14 protein-coding genes, 1 tRNA gene and 2 rRNA genes are annotated in these 21,079 nt (G+C 45.1%); all 17 read right to left on the reverse strand.

What is annotated here, in order from left to right; translation table 11 throughout:
* Positions 1-6: 6 nt before the first annotated feature.
* Positions 7-2,934, reverse strand: a 23S ribosomal RNA gene (locus MKX36_RS22260).
* A 197-nt stretch (positions 2,935-3,131) separates the two neighbouring features.
* Positions 3,132-3,207: transfer RNA gene (locus MKX36_RS22265), tRNA-Ala, on the reverse strand.
* Positions 3,208-3,305: 98 nt separating this feature from the next.
* Positions 3,306-4,859: ribosomal RNA gene (locus tag MKX36_RS22270) — 16S ribosomal RNA — on the reverse strand.
* Together the 16S and 23S rRNA genes with 1 tRNA gene alongside form the textbook arrangement of a ribosomal RNA operon.
* 374 nt (positions 4,860-5,233) lie before the next feature.
* Positions 5,234-7,249, reverse strand: coding sequence for an NAD-dependent DNA ligase LigA (gene ligA, locus MKX36_RS22275; protein WP_340865703.1), 2,016 nt, complete (start codon positions 7,247-7,249; stop codon positions 5,234-5,236).
* An 86-nt stretch (positions 7,250-7,335) separates the two neighbouring features.
* Positions 7,336-9,660 (reverse strand): DNA helicase PcrA, encoded by a 2,325-nt coding sequence (pcrA, locus tag MKX36_RS22280; protein ID WP_123797693.1) that lies wholly within the window; start codon positions 9,658-9,660, stop codon positions 7,336-7,338.
* A gap of 41 nt (positions 9,661-9,701) precedes the next feature.
* Positions 9,702-10,412: a heptaprenylglyceryl phosphate synthase gene (locus MKX36_RS22285; protein WP_340865704.1), complete on the reverse strand. Its 711-nt coding sequence runs from the start codon at positions 10,410-10,412 to the stop codon at positions 9,702-9,704.
* A gap of 126 nt (positions 10,413-10,538) precedes the next feature.
* Positions 10,539-11,411: a phosphatidylinositol-specific phospholipase C/glycerophosphodiester phosphodiesterase family protein gene (locus tag MKX36_RS22290; protein WP_031462313.1), complete on the reverse strand. Its 873-nt coding sequence runs from the start codon at positions 11,409-11,411 to the stop codon at positions 10,539-10,541.
* Positions 11,412-11,546: 135 nt separating this feature from the next.
* Entirely contained in the window at positions 11,547-12,947 is a 1,401-nt protein-coding gene (locus MKX36_RS22295; protein ID WP_016822991.1) for an undecaprenyl-phosphate glucose phosphotransferase, read from the reverse strand.
* On the reverse strand, positions 12,944-13,852 hold the full coding sequence (locus MKX36_RS22300) for a glycosyltransferase family 2 protein (RefSeq protein ID WP_340865705.1): 909 nt from the start codon (positions 13,850-13,852) through the stop codon (positions 12,944-12,946). Before MKX36_RS22300 ends, MKX36_RS22295 begins: the two co-directional genes overlap by 4 nt.
* A gap of 370 nt (positions 13,853-14,222) precedes the next feature.
* Positions 14,223-14,315, reverse strand: coding sequence for a putative holin-like toxin (locus MKX36_RS25430; protein WP_219727884.1), 93 nt, complete (start codon positions 14,313-14,315; stop codon positions 14,223-14,225).
* Between the two features lie 527 nt (positions 14,316-14,842).
* Positions 14,843-15,244, reverse strand: a complete 402-nt coding sequence (locus MKX36_RS22305) for a GtrA family protein (RefSeq protein WP_290402629.1) — start codon at positions 15,242-15,244, stop codon at positions 14,843-14,845.
* Positions 15,241-16,230: a glycosyltransferase family 2 protein gene (locus tag MKX36_RS22310; RefSeq protein ID WP_290402628.1), complete on the reverse strand. Its 990-nt coding sequence runs from the start codon at positions 16,228-16,230 to the stop codon at positions 15,241-15,243. Before MKX36_RS22310 ends, MKX36_RS22305 begins: the two co-directional genes overlap by 4 nt.
* Before the next feature lie 447 nt (positions 16,231-16,677).
* Positions 16,678-17,616, reverse strand: a complete 939-nt coding sequence (locus MKX36_RS22315) for a glycosyltransferase family 2 protein (RefSeq protein WP_340866136.1) — start codon at positions 17,614-17,616, stop codon at positions 16,678-16,680.
* Between the two features lie 142 nt (positions 17,617-17,758).
* Positions 17,759-18,637: a dTDP-4-dehydrorhamnose reductase gene (gene rfbD / locus MKX36_RS22320; protein ID WP_257126342.1), complete on the reverse strand. Its 879-nt coding sequence runs from the start codon at positions 18,635-18,637 to the stop codon at positions 17,759-17,761.
* Between the two features lies 1 nt (position 18,638).
* Positions 18,639-19,658 (reverse strand): dTDP-glucose 4,6-dehydratase, encoded by a 1,020-nt coding sequence (rfbB, locus tag MKX36_RS22325; RefSeq protein ID WP_107733877.1) that lies wholly within the window; start codon positions 19,656-19,658, stop codon positions 18,639-18,641.
* Positions 19,659-19,738: 80 nt separating this feature from the next.
* Complete coding sequence (gene rfbC / locus MKX36_RS22330; protein WP_340865708.1) at positions 19,739-20,287, reverse strand: dTDP-4-dehydrorhamnose 3,5-epimerase; 549 nt, start codon at positions 20,285-20,287, stop codon at positions 19,739-19,741.
* Between the two features lie 23 nt (positions 20,288-20,310).
* Entirely contained in the window at positions 20,311-21,054 is a 744-nt protein-coding gene (locus MKX36_RS22335) for a sugar phosphate nucleotidyltransferase (protein ID WP_107733875.1), read from the reverse strand.
* Positions 21,055-21,079: the final 25 nt, after the last annotated feature.

Genomic DNA, 21,079 nt, shown 5'->3' on the forward strand with positions numbered 1-21,079 from the left:
TATCTTTAGGATAAGCCCTCGACCGATTAGTATTGGTCAGCTCCATGCATTACTGCACTTCCACCCCCAACCTATCTACCTCGTCGTCTTCAAGGGGTCTTACATACTGGGAAATCTCATCTTGAGGGGGGCTTCACGCTTAGATGCTTTCAGCGCTTATCCCTTCCGTACATAGCTACCCAGCGGTGCTCCTGGCGGAACAACTGGTACACCAGCGGTACGTCCATCCCGGTCCTCTCGTACTAAGGACAGCTCCTCTCAAATTTCCTACGCCCACGACAGATAGGGACCGAACTGTCTCACGACGTTCTGAACCCAGCTCGCGTACCGCTTTAATGGGCGAACAGCCCAACCCTTGGGACCTACTTCAGCCCCAGGATGCGATGAGCCGACATCGAGGTGCCAAACCTCCCCGTCGATGTGGACTCTTGGGGGAGATAAGCCTGTTATCCCCAGGGTAGCTTTTATCCGTTGAGCGATGGCCCTTCCATGCGGTACCACCGGATCACTAAGCCCGACTTTCGTCCCTGCTCGACTTGTAGGTCTCGCAGTCAAGCTCCCTTCTGCCTTTGCACTCTTCGAATGATTTCCAACCATTCTGAGGGAACCTTGGGGCGCCTCCGTTACTCTTTAGGAGGCGACCGCCCCAGTCAAACTGCCCACCTGACACTGTCCTCGTACCGGATCACGGTACCAAGTTAGAACCTAGATACGATCAGGGTGGTATCCCAAGGATGCCTCCCCTCAAGCTGGCGCTCAAGGTTCAACGGCTCCCACCTATCCTGTACAGATCGTACCCAAATTCAATATCAAGCTGCAGTAAAGCTCCATGGGGTCTTTCCGTCTTGTCGCGGGTAACCTGCATCTTCACAGGTATTAAAATTTCACCGGATCTCTCGTTGAGACAGCGCCCAAGTCGTTACGCCATTCGTGCGGGTCAGAATTTACCTGACAAGGAATTTCGCTACCTTAGGACCGTTATAGTTACGGCCGCCGTTTACTGGGGCTTCGGTTCATAGCTTCGCCCGAAGGCTTACCACTCCCCTTAACCTTCCAGCACCGGGCAGGCGTCAGCCCGTATACTTCGCCTTGCGGCTTCGCACAGACCTGTGTTTTTGCTAAACAGTCGCTTGGGCCTTTTCACTGCGGCCCCCTCGGGCTATTCACCCTACCGAGGCACCCCTTCTCCCGAAGTTACGGGGTCATTTTGCCGAGTTCCTTAACGAGAGTTCTTCCGCGCGCCTTAGAATTCTCTTCTCGCCTACCTGTGTCGGTTTGCGGTACGGGCACCTTCTCCTGGCTAGAGGCTTTTCTTGGCAGTCTGAGATCATGACCTTCGCTACTATAATTTTCGCTCCCCATCACAGCCCAGCCTTCACGATGTGCGGATTTGCCTACACACCAGCCTCACTGCTTAGACGGACATCCATCAGTCCGCGTCACTACCCTACTGCGTCACCCCATCGCTCATAGCGGATTACGGTGGTACAGGAATTTCTACCTGTTGTCCTTCGACTACGCCTATCGGCCTCGCCTTAGGTCCCGACTTACCCTGAGCGGACGAACCTTCCTCAGGAACCCTTAGGCTTTCGGCGGATCTGATTCTCACAGATCTTTTCGTTACTCATACCGGCATTCTCACTTGAATGCAGTCCAGCGCTCCTTCCGGTACACCTTCAACCCGCATTCAACGCTCCCCTACCCCTGATGCAAAAGCATCAAGCCATAGCTTCGGTGGTGTGTTTAGCCCCGTTACATTTTCGGCGCAGAGTCACTCGACCAGTGAGCTATTACGCACTCTTTCAATGGTGGCTGCTTCTAAGCCAACATCCTGGTTGTCTGTGCAACTCCACATCCTTTCCCACTTAACACACACTTGGGGACCTTAGCTGATGGTCTGGGCTGTTTCCCTTTCGACAATGGATCTTAGCACTCACTGTCTGACTCCCGGAACTAAATCTATGGCATTCGGAGTTTGACTGAGCTTGGTAACCCTTGCGGGCCCCGCACCCAATCAGTGCTCTACCTCCACGATTCTTCTTTCCGAGGCTAGCCCTAAAGCTATTTCGGGGAGAACCAGCTATCTCCGGGTTCGATTGGAATTTCTCCGCTACCCCCACCTCATCCCCGCATTTTTCAACATGCGTGGGTTCGGGCCTCCAGTGCGTGTTACCGCACCTTCACCCTGGACAGGGGTAGATCACCCGGTTTCGGGTCTACGTCCACGTACTCATTCGCCCTATTCAGACTCGCTTTCGCTGCGGCTTCAGCTCTTCACCTTAACCTTGCACGGGAACGTAACTCGCCGGTTCATTCTACAAAAGGCACGCCATCACCCATAGATCGGGCTCTGACTTCTTGTAAGCACACGGTTTCAGGATCTATTTCACTCCCCTTCCGGGGTGCTTTTCACCTTTCCCTCACGGTACTGCTTCACTATCGGTCGCCAGGGAGTATTTAGCCTTGGCAGATGGTCCTGCCGGATTCATACGGGGTTTCACGTGCCCCGCACTACTCGGGATCCGTCTCGGAGGGAACGGGTTTTGAACTACAGGGCTTTTACCTTCTCTGGCGGGCCTTTCCAGACCTCTTCATCTAACCGGTTCCTTTGTAACTCCATGTGAGACGTCCCACAACCCCAAGGAGCAAGCTCCTTGGTTTGGGCTAATCCGCGTTCGCTCGCCGCTACTGACGGAATCACTATTGTTTTCTCTTCCTCAGGGTACTTAGATGTTTCAGTTCCCCTGGTCTGCCTCTCACTCACCTATGAATTCAGTGAGTAGTGACTGTCGATGAAGACAGCCGGGTTTCCCCATTCGGACATCCCCGGATCAAAGCTTGCTTACAGCTCCCCGAGGCCTTATCGTTGTTCGCCACGTCCTTCGTCGGCTCCTGGCGCCTAGGCATCCTCCGTGTGCTCTTTGTAGCTTAACCTAGACTTTTCTTTCAAAGAAAGAAAATGTCGATATATGCTACCTTTATTTCACTTGTTTACACAAGATCAGCTTAAAGGAATATTCTAAAACGCAATTTCGTTTCGGTATCCAGTTTTCAAGGTGCAAAGCTGTGTGATTATCAATCAACTCCTGAAGAGTTAATGATCTCCAAACGGTTATAGATGAAATTGTAATTGGTGGAGCCAAGCGGGATCGAACCGCTGACCTCCTGCGTGCAAGGCAGGCGCTCTCCCAGCTGAGCTATGGCCCCTTACAAGTTCCATCAAAACTGAACAAATGGAATGATGAATTATTGAAGCTTACGCTTCATATTTGAATGTTTCCATTGCAGGAAACGATTCTCCATAGAAAGGAGGTGATCCAGCCGCACCTTCCGATACGGCTACCTTGTTACGACTTCACCCCAATCATCTACCCCACCTTCGGCGGCTGGCTCCTTGCGGTTACCTCACCGACTTCGGGTGTTGTAAACTCTCGTGGTGTGACGGGCGGTGTGTACAAGACCCGGGAACGTATTCACCGCGGCATGCTGATCCGCGATTACTAGCAATTCCGACTTCATGTAGGCGAGTTGCAGCCTACAATCCGAACTGAGACCGGCTTTTCTAGGATTGGCTCCACCTCGCGGCTTCGCTTCCCGTTGTACCGGCCATTGTAGTACGTGTGTAGCCCAGGTCATAAGGGGCATGATGATTTGACGTCATCCCCACCTTCCTCCGGTTTGTCACCGGCAGTCTGCTTAGAGTGCCCAGCTTGACCTGCTGGCAACTAAGCATAAGGGTTGCGCTCGTTGCGGGACTTAACCCAACATCTCACGACACGAGCTGACGACAACCATGCACCACCTGTCTCCTCTGTCCCGAAGGAAAGGCCTATCTCTAGACCGGTCAAAGGGATGTCAAGACCTGGTAAGGTTCTTCGCGTTGCTTCGAATTAAACCACATACTCCACTGCTTGTGCGGGTCCCCGTCAATTCCTTTGAGTTTCAGTCTTGCGACCGTACTCCCCAGGCGGAATGCTTAATGTGTTAACTTCGGCACCAAGGGTATCGAAACCCCTAACACCTAGCATTCATCGTTTACGGCGTGGACTACCAGGGTATCTAATCCTGTTTGCTCCCCACGCTTTCGCGCCTCAGCGTCAGTTACAGCCCAGAGAGTCGCCTTCGCCACTGGTGTTCCTCCACATCTCTACGCATTTCACCGCTACACGTGGAATTCCACTCTCCTCTTCTGCACTCAAGCTCCCCAGTTTCCAGTGCGACCCGAAGTTGAGCCTCGGGATTAAACACCAGACTTAAAGAGCCGCCTGCGCGCGCTTTACGCCCAATAATTCCGGACAACGCTTGCCCCCTACGTATTACCGCGGCTGCTGGCACGTAGTTAGCCGGGGCTTTCTTCTCAGGTACCGTCACCTCAAGAGCAGTTACTCTCTCAAGCGTTCTTCCCTGGCAACAGAGCTTTACGATCCGAAAACCTTCATCACTCACGCGGCGTTGCTCCGTCAGGCTTTCGCCCATTGCGGAAGATTCCCTACTGCTGCCTCCCGTAGGAGTCTGGGCCGTGTCTCAGTCCCAGTGTGGCCGATCACCCTCTCAGGTCGGCTACGCATCGTCGCCTTGGTAGGCCTTTACCCCACCAACTAGCTAATGCGCCGCAGGCCCATCCACAAGTGACAGATTGCTCCGCCTTTCCTCCTTCTCCCATGCAGGAAAAGGATGTATCGGGTATTAGCTACCGTTTCCGGTAGTTATCCCTGTCTTGTGGGCAGGTTGCCTACGTGTTACTCACCCGTCCGCCGCTAGGTTAGTTAGAAGCAAGCTTCTAACTAACCCCGCTCGACTTGCATGTATTAGGCACGCCGCCAGCGTTCGTCCTGAGCCAGGATCAAACTCTCCATTAAAGACCAACCGAAGCTGGTTATAGAAAGAGCGATTAGCTCATTTTTAATGCTAGCGATTCTTCTTTATAAGAGAAGTAATCTTTATTTCATCATCCATTTGTTCAGTTTTCAAAGAACTTGTCTGACCTCGTTTGTTTAACAAGTCAGGAATTAGATCATATCATATTAGTTGCTTTCTTGTCAAATCTTTTTTCAATTTTCTTTTCAGCAACTTTGCTTCAAGAAATATTATTCTCAAAGCAACGTCTAATAATATATCATGCCTGAAGTTATTTAGCAAGCACCTTTTTATACTCTTGTTCTTTACTATATAACAGATAATAAGGCAGCCACTCCGCTTTGGAACGGAATGACTGCCCTCATTGCAAAAACTATTATTCTTGTTCTAACAGTCTGATAAATTCATCCTCATCTTCTATGGTGTCAATTCCGAGCTGTTGTGCCTTAGCCAGCTTGCTCCCAGCCTTTTCACCAGCTATGACTAGATCCGTCTTTTTCGATACAGATCCGGCAACTTTGGCTCCCAGCGCCTCCAGCCTCGATGCAGCTTCATCACGCGTAAGCTGATGCAAGGTACCTGTAAGCACAACCGTTTTGCCACTGAAAAAGCTGTCTGTCTTTTTCGCCTGTGGAGCTTCGGGGGCCTGCGCTTTTACCCCTAGAGACAGCATCTTTTCAATCCCTGCTTGAGTAAATGGATCGGCAAAGAATGCAACAATGCTTTCAGCTACAATCCCACCTACATCCGGGAGTTCTATCAGTTCATCCACCCTAGCAGACATCGTCTTGTGCAAGTCACGATAGTGTTCAGCCAACATGCGTGTCGTCGCTTTACCGGTATTCGGTATGCCCAAAGCATAAAGGAAAGAAGCCAAGTCTCTCTCCTTACTCTTTTCGAGTGCCGCCAAGAGGTTATTGGCCTTTTTCTCACCAAACCGCTCCAGCTTCACAAGATCATCATATTGCAGTGTATACAGATCCGCTGGTTCACGAACTCCCAATTCATCATGCAGTTGAATAGCTGTTTTATCACTGAACGTCTCAATGTCCATAGCATCACGTGAAGCAAAATGAGAAATGCGGGCCACAATTTGGGGTTTACAACCTAGCTTATTGTCACAAAATAAATGAGCGCCTCGCTGCTGCAGCGGAAACCCACAAGCTGGACAATGATCTGGAACCACAATTTCCCCTCCATCGTTCTCAGATGTTACTTTTCCCAAAATCTCAGGAATAACATCGTTTGAGCGACGAATAAACACACGTGCCCCCAAAGCAAACTTCAAGTTTTTACGTTCGATGTCACCAGCATTGTTCAGCGTACAATTTTGTACAGTGACTCCCGCCAGCTCTACCGGTTCTACCCTAGCCAGTGGAGTGATCTTCCCGGTTCTTCCTACATTCCACTCGACCGAGTTAAGCACCGTAGTCGTTTCCTCTGCTTCGAACTTATAGGCCACCGCCCAGCGTGGGAATTTATCAGTATATCCGAGAACCTCACGTGTGCGCATATCTGTAATTTTCAATACTGCCCCATCAATAAGATAGTCCAATCCTGCACGGGATTCCTCAATCTCAATCAGTTGCTCCATTACATCATCAAAATTATCAAAGTAAGTCAGGTATGGGTTTACCTTGAAATGATTTTCACGCAGGAAGGTCATCATCTCCTGGTGGCTGTTAAACTGGATACCGTCTGCATATCCCACGTTGTAGAAAAATGCATTCAGTCGGCGTTCTGCTGTCACTTTGGGATTCAAGTTGCGCAAAGCACCAGCTGCGGCGTTGCGTGCATTTTTAAGAGGGTCCGCGGCAGTCTCATTATATTTGGACAGTACAGAAAGATTCATGATTCCTTCTCCCTGCACTTCAATTGTTCCATTTCGAAAAGGAATTGTAAGTGGCACGGATTTAATCGTCTTGACCTGTGCCAGTATCCCCTCACCTACCACACCATTACCACGTGTAGAAGCCTGCACCAGTTGTCCATCCGTATACGTTAGGTTTAGTGTCAGTCCATCAAATTTTAATTCTATTGCATAGCCTGGAGACGGCAAAGGCTGCTCCGGGTTCTTGGTATTATAATCATTGATCAGCTTCACGACACGCGCATTCCATGCACGCAGCTGCTCCATATTCTGAGCTTTATCAAGGCTCCATAATGGAGCGAGATGGCGATGCGGTGTGAAGCCCTTGAGGATCTCCCCGCCCACACGCTGTGTTGGCGAATCCGGCAGTACAAGACCGCTTGTCTGTTCAAGCGCTACCAGTTCGTCATAAAGCACATCATATTCTTTGTCGCTGATCTGGGGATCATCCAATGTATAGTAGTGATAGTTATATGTGTTCAGTTCAGCAACAAGCTGCTCCATCCTGTGCATTGGGTTCATGCAGGCGTATCCCTCCGGGAACTTCATTAGGGCAGAGGCCTTAGCCAAGCTGCCCTATGAGGTTCGAGATTTAATAATATTTAAGATTATTCTACTTTTGTAATCGGTGCAAAGCCAGCTAACAGTCGTTTAACCCCTACTGGAGCCGGGAAAGCAATCTGAAGCTCCATATCATTGCCCGTTCCTTTTACAGCTACAATGGTTCCAATTCCCCACTTGCCATGCTGTACCTTGTCTCCGGCAGCAAAAATGGATGCCCCCCCTGTCGAAACAGACGGAGTTGGTTTTGCAGGTGAGGAAGTGGTCACTGTTACGCGGGGCGACGCGGAAGCAGACGAGCCACTACGGCTCATCGTATCAAACGAGCGCTCTCCACCAAAGTTGCTGCCACTGCTTTTGCCCAGTCCGCGACCACCATAAGATCCGCCTACATTGCCTGAACGACGGTAACGATCACGCTTGATGACCGTATCCTCTTTTAACTCATCCGGAATCTCTTCGAGAAAGCGGGAAGGCGGGTTAGCTGTGGTACGTCCAAACAGAGTGCGCATCTGAGCGCATGTGAGGAACAACTGCTCCTCAGCACGGGTAATCCCGACATACGCCAATCTACGCTCTTCCTCCAGCTCTTCATTATCCAAAAAGGCCCTGCTGTGAGGGAATACCCCTTCCTCCATACCAACGATAAATACGATAGGAAACTCCAGTCCTTTGGCGCTATGCATGGTCATTAATACAACCGCATCACTCTGCTCCTCTTCATCGTCATTCATGGAATCAATATCGGCAATGAGAGCAAGATCAGTCAGGAAGGAGACAAGCGACTTGTCTTCCGTCCCTTTTTCAAATTCCATAGTTACCGACAGAAACTCATCAATATTCTCCAAACGCGAGCGTGACTCGAGTGTATTCTCGTTTTGTAGTTCCAATCGATATTGGGTGGTTTCCAGCATTTTTTCGGTCAACTCAGTAACTGACAGGTAATCCACCATCCGACTTAAACCTTCAATCATATCGTAAAACTCTACAAGCGCATTGCGCGTGCGTCCAGCAAAGCCCAAATCATCAACCACTTGAAGCACACGGAAAATCGAAACCCCACGTTCCGCCGCGGCTGCCTGTAATTTGCCAACCGTTGTGTCGCCGATGCTTCGTTTGGGTACATTAATGATTCGGATCAGGCTGATATCGTCGTCAGGATTGGACAGTAGGCGAAGATACGCCAGCAAATCCTTAATCTCTTTACGATCATAGAACTTGATTCCGCCCACGATTTGGTAAGGGATATCCGATTTGATCAAAATTTCCTCGACCACCCGAGACTGGGCATTCGTACGGTACAAAATGGCATGATGGCTATAGGTTTTGCCCGCCTTAATATTCTTATGAATTTCTGAGGCGATAAAATAGCCTTCGTCATGCTCGGAGTCAGCACGATAAACCTTAATCTTGGCGCCGCCTTCTTTGTCGGTCCATAGTTTTTTTGGCTTGCGGCCTGTGTTTTGGCCAATGACTTCGTTAGCTGCATTAAGAATATTTGAAGTTGAGCGATAATTCTGCTCCAGCAAAATCGTGCGTGCTTCCGGGTAATCCTCTTCAAAGTTCAAAATGTTGCTAATATCCGCACCCCGCCACCGATAGATAGATTGGTCGCTGTCACCTACAACACATAGCCGATGATGCTTGTCAGCCAGCATTTTGCACAGCATGTACTGCGCGCGGTTCGTATCCTGATATTCATCAACATGAATGTATTGAAATTTCTTCTGGTAGAAATCAAGTACCTCGGGCACTTCTTTAAAGAGCTGAATCGTTGCCATAATCAAATCATCAAAATCAAGAGAGTTGTTGTTTCTGAGCCGTTGTTGGTACTTGGTATATACCTTCGCCACAATTCCTTCAAAATAATCGCCAATCTTGCGCTCATACATTTCGGGAGTGACCAGTTCATTTTTAGCCGTACTCATCATAGACTGAACCGCTTTGGGTTCAAACTTTTTGGTATCTATATTCAGGTCCTTCATACAGCTTCGGATGACAGACAATTGATCCGTAGAATCCAAGATGCTGAAATTGGAGGTAAATCCGATCCGCTCGATATCCCGGCGTAAAATACGCACACACATGGAGTGAAAGGTGGATACCCACACATCTTTCCCCTGCGGACCAATCAGCTTAGATACGCGATCCTGCATTTCACGCGCGGCCTTGTTCGTAAAGGTAATCGCCAAAATCCCCCATGGAGCCGTCTTGCGGGTCGCAATGAGGTAAGCTATTCGGTGCGTGAGCACCCGTGTCTTACCACTGCCTGCGCCAGCCATAATTAGCAGAGGACCATCTACCGCCTCCACGGCCTGACGCTGAGGCTGATTAAGGCGAGCTACCGCCTCGTGTATATCTATTGATTGCATGCGTGCATGCTCCTTTCCCTAAGCTTTCATATATTCACGCTCTATACTTCCAATTTCACAGCTATCGTCTCCAACGCTTTCGCCAAATCACGATAAATAATGTTTCCTACTACAATGGTGTCACAAACAGCTGCTGCTTGTAACGCGGTAGTTTTATCCACGATCCCTCCTCCGTATAAAACACGAGATCGCTCCGTACCGCGATGTATTTGTTGTACCAGTTCCATATCTCCAAAGACACCGCTATATTCCACATATACAATCGGTAGATGCATAAGCTTGTCAGCAATCTGTGCATATGAAGCGGCAGCAGAAGCACTCAGCGAAGTTTCCGCACTAGTAAGCTTAGCGACGGTGGAATCACCGTTCAAAACAATATATCCTTCCGTCACAAGCAAATCCCAAGGGATCATATAACCAAATTGCTCAATCGCACGTTGGTGCTGCCCCATAATCCAATTACTGTCAGCGGTATTCAGCACCATGGGAATCATATATAGATCAAACCCCGGCACCACAGCTTCCAGATCGGATACCTCAAGCACACACGGCACCTCATAACGCCGAACCCGCGACAGCAAATCCACCGTATTTTCATAGGTTACGCCTGATGAACCTCCCACCATAATAGCGTCTGTACCAGACATACACACGGCATCAAGCGCCTCATCATTCAGTTCCTTGTCAGGATCAAGCTTAAATACATGCCTCCATGATTGAATTGAATCTGCCAACACACATTCCTCCAGCATCCATTGCTTTTGTCATCATCCAGACGAGCCGAATTCTAATATCCAAAAGCGTTCTATGCTAAGTCTATGACAGTGCTTAAAAGGTGTCAATGTTCGTATCAAATGGGAACACCGAGTTCAGACAGCTCATGGTCTCAGCGCATACAACCAACTGCGTCTACGAAGTTCTTTTTCCGTTAAAACGTCAGTATAAAAACCTCTTACACCCATCTGTTCGTACTCAGTGGCGTCCTTCAACTCGTTAATCGTATTTACGTAGCACACTGCCCCTGCCTGACGCAAACTTTCCACTAAGGCACCACTCACGCGATTTTCTGGTAAAGTTACTGCTGTTATATCATGCTGTTGGACAAATTGAATGATCTGGTCATCCGTGTCTTCTGTAGCATATAGCGTATAAATGATGGATGTATAAGGATAGATACTCCGCAACGTTTGCAACATTTCTTCATTATAAATTTGAGGGACAATACGAGACAGAAGTTCGGGATTTTTCTCCTGGGCCTGATGGGTCAGTTGTGCAAATAACTGTTTGATTTGGGCAGGGTCCTGCTCTTTCGTATCGGTCACAATATAGGCATCCGGGTAGTTTTCCAATAAATCCAATACATCCTTCCAATCAAGTGGAGTATAAGAACCGTGTATGGGGGTGTTTTTAAACTGATGATAGCTCCAAGGCTTTCCGCCCTGCTCTGTAGCAACTGCGTATTCCTGTTGCATTTGTTTGGTAAAGGATTCTGTCCATTCATGGCGCGCCACCAAATGTCCATCCGAAGTAAACATCAGGTCGACCTCGAATACACGGCTACCTTTTTTGTAATTTTCCACAAACGCTTCACGCGCATTGGTATAGGCCAAACCATCAACGGCTCCCATGGCATGCGAAATCACACGGTGTGTGGTAAAGCCAGTATGTTCTTCAGTAGATTGTCCTTTGTAAGCCAGTAAAAATGTACCGATTATCATTAAAAGAATAACTGCAGCAATCACTCGTTTCATAGGGTGTCACATCCTTTTCGTACAGGTCAATACCCTACATACACCTACTCAAAACAGCCCTATATCAGTTGAACTAAAAAATCAGCTATATAGACACAAAAACACCCTCCGGCTAAGTCGAAGGGTGACTCTGGATTAATATGCGTTTTTGAAACCATTGCGAATCGTGCGAAAAATAATTTTAATATCGAATAAGAGCGACCAGTTCTCAATATAGAAGATGTCATGCTTAATCCGTTCCTCAATAGATGTATCTCCGCGCAAACCGTTACTCTGTGCCCAGCCTGTAATTCCAGGACGAACATGATGCTTCACCATGTATTTTGGAATTTCCTCACGGAACTGATCCACATAATAGGGCCTTTCCGGACGTGGGCCAACGACGCTCATATCACCCAACAGTACGTTGAAAAACTGTGGTAGCTCGTCGAGGCTTGTTTTACGAATAAACGTACCAAAACGTGTGCGTCTTGGGTCATTAGCAGTCGTCCAGCCCGTATCTTCAGTTCCAGGCGGCAGTACCTTCATGGAGCGAAATTTGTACATTCGGAAGGTGCGACGGTTCAAGCCTACCCGCTCCTGCTTAAAAATAATGGGGCCTCTCGACGTGACCTTCACACCAATCGCCACGGCCAGCATAATCGGAGAGGTCAGAATAATCGCAAATAAAGAAAATAAAATATCGAACAGACGCTTAAACAATCGATTCCCTGCTACATCCAGTGGAATATCCCGTACATTAATCATCGGCATACCTGCAAAGTTGTCAAAGTAAGGTCGTGCCGGCAAATAATCAAAGAAATCGGGAATAATAAGCGTGCGCACTCCAGCCTTTTCACACATGTTGATAATCTTGGGATACTTATCATGAGCATCCAGCGGCAGCGCCAGAATGACCTCATCAATCATCAGGCGCGACAGCGTTGCCTCCAACTGATCTAATCCTCCAAGAATCGGGCGAAAATGGGCCTCTTCCTCTTCACTCCAATGCCGTTTATCATCCAGAAATCCCACTACTTCGTAGCCTAAATCAGGATACTGTCCAAGATTATGATAAAATCGTTGGCCCAAAGAACCCGCTCCAAGTATGAGCATGAATTGCTTATTGTATCCTTTTTGACGGAGGACTTTAAGAACTTGCTTCAAAAAATATCGATAAAACAAAATAATCAGTACATTACCAATCATATAGATCGCCAGGTAGGACCGCGAGATGTCGATTTGCTTTACGAAAAACATCACACTCAACAGCACAAACAGGCCAACAATATGAATCTGTGTGACGCGAAACACATCATCTGCAAACCTCTTTTTGCGTTTTGGTGAATAGAGCGAGAATAACATTCCCAGCACTACGGCAATCAGACCGTATATTAAGCTCCACCCTCCATATACTTGAATAGGAAGTGGCTCTTTATAAGTGATCCATTCACTTTCAAATTTGAAAAACCAAGCGATCAGAAAGGATAACTGAATGACCGCGAAATCCGCCACAATATATAATTGGGTTAAAAAACGCTGATTTCTGCGTATCATGCTTTCACCTCAGTACGAGATTGTTCCCCGCTGTCCGGCTTAACCGGTGCAGACAACTTATTTTTTAGAAAAGCCATCCCAAACTTCACCGTAATTCCCGCATATACAGCCATGTTGGTGATCCAGCTGTATTGCTGCTTATAATGCTTACGATGAAATACCCACATAGCTCTATGAAACTCATAAATAATTTTCAAAGGGCGACGGCGAGCACTGCCTCCTTTGATATGAATAATATATGTGCGCGGGTAGTAGTAAATGCCCCAACCAGCTTGTTTAATCCGATAACACCAGTCTATATCCTCACCATACATAAAAAAGGTTTCGTCCAATCCGCCGACCTGGTCAATCGTCTCCCGACGCACCAGCATAAAAGCCCCAACCAGTACATCCACAGGATACTCATCATCCGGGCTTAGATGCCCAAGCTGATATTGGTTGTACTTCGGGTTATCCGGGTAACGCTTCGACCAGCCGAAAGCATAGTAAAAAGACGCAGACGGCGTTGGAAACCCTCGCTTACAAGCCTTATCTAGCGAGCCATCCGGCAGGATGACCTTACAGCCCGATGCCCCCATCTCCGGATGCGTATCCATAAATCGAATCATTGTATCCAGCGTATCCGGCTGCACCAACGTATCGGAGTTCAACAGCAATACATAACGCCCGCTAGCTACTTCCATGCCCTGGTTATTCGCCTTGGCAAACCCTGTATTATCCTTATTGGCTATCAACATAATTTCAGGGTATGCAGCACGAATAGCCTCAACAGACCCGTCACTGGAGTGATTATCGATAACAATCACTTCATATCGATACTGCGTCTTTGACGCATACACCGACTGCAAACAATCCAGCGTCAATCGACATGTATTATAGTTGACGACCAGTATGCTTACATCCATATTTAAAACGCTCCTGACAAATTCAGTAATCTATTCTACTATCGCCTATTATAGCATACCGTGCAAACCACGGGGCGCAAAAAAGCACATAACTTGTAACCTTGCATAGTTAGTAGAATTTCGCAAAATTCGATTCCAGTCGCTCCAAAGTGCAAATATAGACAAACGAAACCATTTGGATCTATATATTGTTCATTGGAAGTCGATTATTAGATTTTTGTAAAATCCTCGGTTGAGGTCTAAATTTCATCGTGGTAAGATATACATGGAAAAAGGGCTGGTGCCAGCCAGCCCCGCGCAACCAACGCTCCAAGAGCGGACGGTTTTGGAACAATCAGGCCGAAAATAGACCCTTCCTTGCGGGGGCGGTCTATTTTCGTTTGTTAAACTCTAACAGTGTGACGATTAACGCCCCGAACGTCAGCATTAAACTGAGCGCCTCAAACACTGTCACAGGCTTCACCCCCCTCCTCGGGAGAGTTAGCCGACCGCCCTTGTCAGCTCTATCGGTTGCACGTTTCAATTATACTATATATTTCCAAAAAGGAACACGCATTCGATGGTATTTTAATAAAATAGTTATGTCTAATAAAAGAGTATAAGCTTGAACAATTATCAAAATGAAGCTTTAATCCCCACTCAATTAACAAAAAACCACCGATGAATTACGATTTTCCATAAATATTGAACTTCAGAACTTATTTATTATTGTGCAGAAAATATTACTTATGTTTCCAATGTAGATTGTAGTAGTATGACATATGGAGTATGTTAAGAGCAAAGAAAAGCCCATGCTGATTCCGCGTAAAATGATAATATACACCATTACGCAACAAACCATCATGAGCCACCAGCATTATAATTTAACGTAGTTAATTAGAAAGCCATCCGCAGAAAGAGCACTTGCCATACTTATATGGAATTGATTCATCTTAATTGTATTCAGAAAACCCTGTAATTAATTAGAAAATCGTGATAATTTCTAATAATTTAGTCACTTGTTCTTTTCATAAATACCAAGTATTTGCTTGCCAAGTAATTCACTGCTATAACTATAAAGTTAACAATAATTTTTGCTAGAAAATCATCCATCCTTACATTTTGGATAAGCACAATCATTAAAATGAAGTCCAGGCAAAGAGATGACAATCTGATAAGGAAGAATAAAGAGAACTCTTTAGGTAACGAAGTTAATTGAGAGTCATTTTTTTTAAATACATATAGCTTGTTCGTTACAAAAGCAAATATCATAGATATCAACCAAGCTACTGTAATAGAAAGCTTATAATCTGCACCTAATACTTTTGTAAAGAGGGCATAAATAATCAAATTTATAATAGTTGTAAGAATTCCAAAAACAACGTAATTTACAAGCTCCTTACCTAATTTCATAACCGACCCCGAGAGAATCTGTTTTCCATATAATTTTGTTCCGATATAGCACCCTTACCATTTCTATACTCTTTGACAAAATACAGTGGCCTACTTTTGGTTTCATTAAATACTCTGCCTAGATATTCCCCAATAATACCGAGAGACAACAATTGTATTCCTCCAAGAAATAAAATTACTGTCATAAGTGAAGCATAACCAGCAACAGAACCTCCAAAAATAAGAGTCCTAGTTATGATAAAAATCATGTAGAAAAATGCTCCTATCGAAATAAATACCCCCAGCATTGCAGAGAATCTTAAGGGTGCCGTTGTGAAAGAAGTAATTCCTTCAATAGCCAGATCTAAAAGCTTATAATAATTCCATTTTGTTTCTCCTGCCGCACGAGAATCACGATTAAATAAAATCTCTTTCTTGTTAAATCCAATCCAACTAAACATACCTTTTGTATACCTTTGTGTTTCTCTCAACTGTTTTAATGCCTCGATACAACGCCTGTCGAGCAATCGGAAATCCCCTGTGTTTTCTTGGATAGGAATTCTGCTCATTTTTTGAAGCAATTTATAAAAGCTGGATGCTGTCCATTTTTTAAACCAGGTTTCCCCCGCTCTGGTTGCCCGCTTCGCATATACATCGTCATAGCCCTGCTCCCAGTATTTAATCATCTCAACAATCAATTCAGGAGGGTCCTGAAGATCTGCATCGATAATCACAACAGCATCCCCCACGGAAAAATCCAATCCAGCAATCATCGCAACCTCCTTTCCGAAGTTACGTGAAAGGTCCACTAATGAAATTCTTCTATCCTTCTTACCTAAATTTCCAAGAATTTCAACCGTGTTATCCTTACTTCCATCATTTACGAATAATAATTCAAAATTATAACCAGTAATAGAATCAATTACTTTAGTTAAGCGAGAATAAAGTTGGTAAATAACTTCTTCTTCATTATAAGCAGGTATAAGAATTGTTATAGTTTTAAACATAGAAGCCCCTTCTTTATAGCATATTTATTCAAATTGAAATCTTTATAATTTATAAAAACCTTTCGACGCAAAAAAAAGCCAACTGATTATTAATCTGACAGATGTAATATCGCCATTATTCGAATAATCCTCTTTATCAACCTAAATTACCACTTTTTCGTATCGAGAAATATCTATATCGAATACTTGGGATTCCATAGAAACAGTACAGGCGAGTCCTTTAAGAGATTTTTGTGAATCTACTTCTATATAGGAGACACTTTAGAATCGTTTGTTTCTCCAGGATGAATTGCTATTTTATCCGGTATTAACCTAACTTCAACATTAGGCAATCCCGAGTAAGTTTTTGAAATTTCAACTCTATAATACGCTCGAAAATAGTGATCTTTGTATTACCAACCAGATTAACTGTTTAATACCCCATTAAAAAAATAAGCATCAATCATTTTATAATCTACCTATTATAAAAACAAACTTGTAAATCAAATTGTCAATTACAGACTGCCTATAGAATGGTGCTCTAAAAATATATATGGCACGCTTAATTATATTTTTGCTTTGAAAACTAATAAACCTAGAAATTTCCTGTTGTTTCTGATCATCAAGCTTCTGCTGAAACGTTTGCGCAAATTCTATAGCCTGTTTACTTAAAATATAATGGTTTTTTCCGTTTATAAATCTATTCCACCTCTTGCTCCACTTGCTTTTCCAGCCATCCGCTGCTCCTCCCAGAACATTATTGTGGTGTTGACGATAGAGGATACTCGGCTGTGGATCGAACACGACCCTTCCAAAAGATGAAACACATAGATAAGTCCACCAATCGTGCATGATTACATTTTTTATATTTAATGGAATATTACCTTTCACCAATTCCATTGTGGTTTTATTGAATACCATTGTACAACCGACACATACGTTCTCAATTAATGCATTGTAATGAGATAAGGGTTTTTGCGGAGCTACAGGCCATTTTTTCATAGGAGATAGCCACTGATCCACCATTTGGGTTGCAGAACAGTACATTAAAGGAATGTTATTAGCAAACTTATTCAGAGAGGATATCGCAGTTATTAACTTATCCTTATTCCAAACATCATCTTGATCACAGAATGCATAAACATCAAACTCATTGGAAGACATTAGCATAAGATCAAAAAAGCTTTGCACAACCCCTCTATTCTCACCCTTAAATATAACAATTTGTTGTGGATATAGCTTTTTTAGATGCTCCAGCTTCTCCAAAGTATTATCTGTTGAACCGTCATCACGAATTAATATTTGAACCGACACGCCTTCTTGTCTAATCAAACTTAAAATTTGCTCGTCAATATACTGTTCTCCGTTATAAGTAGATAATAGGATCTGAACTCTGAAAGTGTGCAGATGATCCCCCCCTTATAAAACACTCTCGTGCTCTTACTAAATGAAGATATATCCTGACTACTATACTATAGACTGTCCTTCTTACTAAGCACAAGAAAAAATCCCCCCAAACTCTAGCTTACAGGGGGATCTTTCTAACATTCTAATTATCATTTCGAAAATCAGCTAGTTCTTTTATAAAACAATGTAAACCTTCCCGCCAATGACGAAGATTGTTCAAACCGTTGGTACGAATTGCGATATGCTCCATGACCGAATTTTTTGGACGTGCTGCTGGTCTTGGAAACTGATCAGTCGAGCATGGCTCAAGTGTGGCAGTTATCGTAGCATCCAATATGTCTACCGCTTCTTTAAAAATAGCTTGCGTAAACTCATACCAGGTGCAAGAACCACTATTGGAGGCATGATATACGCCGTACTTCTCGGTTTGAACCAACTCTGCCAAAAAACGAACCAAATCCACCGTATAAGTAGGCGAGCCTTTCTGGTCGTTCACAACCTGCAGATGCGGCTTTTCCTGCCCAAGCTTTAGCATTGTTTTTACAAAATTGTTCCCGTACAGCCCATACACCCATGACGTCCGAACAATAAAGTACCTTGAGGAAAGCGTCTGGGTTAACACCTCTCCCGCCCGTTTGGACTTTCCATAGATACTCTGCGGATTCGTATTGTCATATTCGTGATAAGGCTGCTCGGCTGTCCCATCAAATACATAATCTGTACTGATATAAACCAGTTTAGCTCCTGCTTTTTCTGCAGCCAGTACCATATTACGTGTTCCTGCCGCATTTACTTGATAAGCTGTATCAAGATCAGTCTCCGCCGCATCCACCGCTGTATACGCTGCACAGTGGATTACCGCTTCTGGCTGATATTGTCCTACTATCTTTATCGCCTGGTCCAGATCCGTAATATCCAGCTGTTCCCGATCATAGCCAACAACATCATGTCCCTGCTCTTGGAAGACCTTTACCACATCCTTACCGAGTTGGCCGGATGCTCCAGTAACCAATATTCTCATTTTACACATCACCTAAGCGGGAACCATACTGCTTAGCATAATATTGCTGATATTCGCCAGATTGAATGCGAGTCCACCACTCCTCGTTGTCCAAGTACCAGCGAATCGTTTCTTTAATGCCAGTCTCAAAAGAGTGCTTGGGCTTCCAGCCCAGCTCGTTCATGGTTTTGGTCGGATCAATACCGTAACGGCGGTCATGACCCGGACGATCCTGCACATAAGAGATTAGAGATTCTGGCTTGCCTAGCTCCTCCAATACCGTTTTGACGATATGCACATTCGTCCGCTCGTTATTTCCCCCGATATTATACACTTCACCCAGCTGGCCCTGATGAATGACCAGATCAATTGCACTACAGTGATCCTCTACATACAACCAATCGCGAATGTTCAAGCCATCCCCATACACAGGAAGCTGTTGGTCGCTCAATGCACGTGAGATCATTAACGGAATCAGTTTTTCTGGGAATTGATATGGACCGTAATTATTAGAACAACGTGTGATATTCACTGGCAAACCGAAGGTTTCATGATATGCACGAACTAACAGGTCACCGCCTGCCTTGGAAGCAGAATAGGGACTATTAGGCTGCAACGGAGTTTCCTCTGTGAACAATCCGGTTTCACCCAGAGAGCCATACACCTCATCTGTCGATACCTGCACAAATTTGGTCACATTATATTTCTTGGCGACATCCAGTAACACCTGTGTGCCCAGTACGTTTGTTTTCACAAACACTTCCGGCTCCAAAATACTCCGATCCACATGCGACTCTGCCGCAAAATTCACCACCACATCTATTCCCTGCTGCATCAGCTGATCCATCGCTTGTGCATCAGTAATATCCGCTTTCACAAAGGTATGCTTGGGATGATCTTCGATCGATTTCAAATTCTCCAAGTTGCCTGCATAAGTAAGGGCATCCACATTCACAATTTCATAGTCTGGATGCTGCTTTAACATATACAATACAAAGTTACTGCCAATAAATCCGGCACCGCCGGTGACAAGAAGTTTCATAAATACCTCCTCAAACGTGCTTCAATACATTTAACATGTTATTTTGAAACAGAACGACAAAACAGCCGCCTATTATCACTCTAATCAAAGTTAATGTCTGCATCCCTTAATGTCGGATGCTTCTGATCCTTCTCTGAAAGAATAGCATGAGAAGTTGGCCAATCAATCCCCAGCGCAGGGTCATTCCACAGAATTCCCCGATCATTTTCGGGTGAGTAATACTCGTCTACCTTATACAACACTTGAGTATTTGGAACGAGCGTACAGAACCCATGAGCAAATCCTTTAGGCACCAGTAACTGACGTCTATTATGCTCGCTTAAGATCACCCCGACCCATTGACCGAATGTTGGGGAACTTTTACGAATATCCACAATAACATCATAGATGGCTCCAGAAAGCACTCGGATAAGTTTGGTCTGGGCTTTAGGATTAAGCTGGTAATGCAGCCCTCGGATCACGCCAGCTTCTGCAGATAAGGACTGATTATCCTGAATAAAAGCATAGTTGATTCCATGCTGCTTCATGATTTGTTCATTGTAGCTTTCCATAAAAAAACCACGGTGATCACCATGGACCACGGGTTCAATAATTTTTGCACCTTCTAGTTTCAAAGGGATTACTTTCATTTCGTTCATATCCTCCCTTTATTCTAAATCTTTAGCTTTCCAAACTCTTCACCAAACACTATATCTTTGGCTAATTCATTAGCACGCGCAAGAGATGAATGAGTTCCCGCATCTGTCCACCATCCTTGGAGAACATCATATGTCAATGTTCCCTTAGCAATATATGCATTGTTGACGTCAGTGATCTCAAGTTCTCCACGAGCTGAAGGTTCAAGCGTTTTTACAATTTCAAACACGCTATGATCGAACATATAAATACCTGTTACAGCGTAGTTACTTTTTGGGTCTTTAGGTTTTTCTTCAATAGATACAATCCGTTCCCCTTCAAGCTCAGCTACTCCAAAACGGTGTGGATCTTGTACCTGCTGAAGAAGAATCTTCGCACCCGTGATTTGATTGCGGAAATTGTCCACAAATGGTGCAATGTCATCTTCAAATACATTATCACCCAAAATAACAACCATCTGATCATCACCTACAAATTGTTCAGCCAAATCAAGGGCTTGTGCGATCCCACCTGCCTCATCTTGAACTTTATAAGTGAATGTTACGCCCATTTCACGGCCACTACCAAGAAGGTTAACGACATCTCCCATATGCTCTTTACCTGTAACGATAAGTATATCGTGTATGTCAGCTTGCTTGAGCTTGGATACGGAATGAAAAATCATTGGATATTTCCCCACAGGTAACAGATGCTTATTCGTTACTTTGGTTAAGGGATAGAGGCGAGAGCCTGTACCTCCTGCAAGAATTATACCTTTCATCAAAAATCCTCCGATTTCTATTAGT

This window comes from Paenibacillus sp. FSL W8-0439, from assembly GCF_038008995.1.
GTDB lineage: Bacteria > Bacillota > Bacilli > Paenibacillales > Paenibacillaceae > Paenibacillus > Paenibacillus polymyxa.